Genomic DNA, 2,036 nt, shown 5'->3' with positions numbered 1-2,036 from the left:
ACCAGGGCCTCGAGGCCGGTGCTGCGCCGGTAGGCCCGGTAGTTCGAGCCCCGCGGGCGGTGGCGGACCCTGGCGTTGCGGGCGCGCCTCACCACGTCCTGTTCCTCTTCGGTGAGTACGGGCAACAGCGCCCCGAGCACCCGGGCCTGTCCTTCGGCCGTGACCACCTGTTCCACCTCGCGGTGCACCGTTTCAACGCGTGGCGGCGCCGCCCCCGGCGTCCGGCAGAGCCGGTCGAGCGCCAGGGTTCGCACGAACAGCCCGAACACGGCATCGCCGATGTACGCGAGCAGGGCCGTTCCCAGCCGGTCGCTCAAGAGATCCGCTCCCGGACGGAAGGCTGCATCTTCCACCGGGGCCCCGCGGGGGTGTCCTCCACGGTAAGCCCCATCTCACCCAGGCGGCGGCGCAGCTCGTCGGCCTCCTCAAACCGCCGTTCGGAGCGCGCCTTCTGGCGAAGCTCCAGGACGAGGGAGACGAGGCTTTCGAGCAACCTCTGTTCGCCCCGGTCGGGTGCCGTCCCCAGCGCCTCCGCTGCCCCGGCGGGGTCGACGATCCCCAGCAGTTCCCTGGCGAACCGGCGCAGCAGCGCATAGGCGGCCCCGAGAACCAGGCCCGCGGGAGCCGGCGAAGCCGTATCGATGCCGGCAGCGCTCCCGACCCGCTCGGCCAGCGGGTTGGTCTCCCGCACCAGCTCGAACAGTGCCCCGATGGCGCGGGCCGTGTTGAAGTCATCGTCCATAGCCGCCTCGAACGCCGGCCGCAGGGCCCGCACGGCCTCAAGCGCCCGCCCTTCCGTTTCGTCGGCCGGCCGCCACGCTGCGGGCAGCGCCTCCTCGAGCCAGCGCTCCGGCCGCTGGCGCCCCAGCCCCACGAGGAGCGGCTCGAAGGCGGCCAGCCTGCGGTAAGCCTCATTGAGCCGATCCCAGCCCGGGCGCGCCTCGTCGAGGCTGGTGGGGGTGAACTCCAGCGGCGAGCGGTAATGCGTGGAGAGCAGGTAAAACTTCACCAGCGTGCCCGGGTAGCGGTCCAGGATCTCCCTGGCGGTGGTGAAGTTGCCCAGCGACTTCGACATCTTCTCGGCGCGGACGTTGACGAGCCCGTTGTGGAGCCAGTACCGCACGAAGCCGTCGCGGCCCTCATAGGCCTCCGACTGCGCCACCTCGTTTTCGTGGTGCGGGAAGATGAGGTCGGTCCCCCCGCCGTGGAAGTCGAAGCCAAACCCCAGGTAGTGAAGCGACATGGCCGAGCACTCGATGTGCCACCCCGGCCGGCCGGGACCCCAGGGGCTGGGCCAGGAGGGTTCGCCGGGCTTGGCGGCCTTCCAGAGGGCGAAGTCGGCCGGGTGGCGCTTGCGTTCGTCGGGTTCGATGCGAGCGCCCGCCTCCAGCGCATCCTGCCGCTGGCCCGAAAGCTTCCCGTACGGCGGGAACGTCGTCACGTCGAAGTAGACGCTGCCGTCCGCGGCGTAGGCGTGCCCCCGCTCCACCAGTCGCTGAACCATCTCGAGCACCTGGGGGATGTGGCGGGTAACGCGGGGGTACGCGTCCGCAAAGCGCAGTTCGAGGCGATCCACGGCCCGCAGGTAGTCGCCGATGAAGGTGCGCGCGATCTGTTCCGCGGGAAGCCCGCTTGCGCTGGCGCGCTCGATGATCTTGTCGTCGATGTCGGTGAAGTTTTGCACCAGGGTGACCTGAAAGCCGCGGTACTCCAGGTAGTTGCGGATGGCCTGCCAGACCACGGCCGGCCGCAGGTGCCCCAGGTGGGCGTACGAGTACGGGGTCAGCCCGCACACGTAAATGCTCACCTTGCCGGGTTCCCGGGGAGTGAAGGGCACGGCCTTGCGCACCAGCGTGTTATACACCGAAATGCCCACGGTCGCCTCGCCGCCTCCTGCCGCCTTTGCACGCTCCTGTTCCCAGCATAACAGCCCGCTTTGACCCCGCTCAAGGCCACAGCGGTGCGCTCAGCGCGGCAAGACGTGGCAAGGAGCGCTCCAGGGGCCGGCCTGGAGTGAGCCGGACCGACTGACCGTC

At 70.1% G+C, this 2,036-nt stretch carries 2 protein-coding genes; both read right to left on the bottom strand.

Features of this window, described 5'->3' with window-relative positions:
• The coding region (locus AB1609_22415) for a ribonuclease III domain-containing protein (GenBank protein MEW6049188.1) at nt 1-317 on the bottom strand (317 nt) is incomplete at its 3' end.
• Nucleotides 314-1,876, bottom strand: coding sequence for a cysteine--tRNA ligase (gene cysS / locus AB1609_22410; GenBank protein MEW6049187.1), 1,563 nt, complete (start codon nt 1,874-1,876; stop codon nt 314-316). The genes cysS and AB1609_22415, both read right to left, overlap by 4 nt.
• Between the last annotated feature and the right edge of the window lie 160 nt (nt 1,877-2,036).

It is taken from the genome of Bacillota bacterium (assembly GCA_040754675.1).
GTDB lineage: Bacteria > Bacillota > Limnochordia > Limnochordales > Geochordaceae > Geochorda.
The sequence above is the reverse complement of the archived record's forward strand: the minus strand, read 5'-3'. Positions and strand labels throughout refer to the sequence as shown.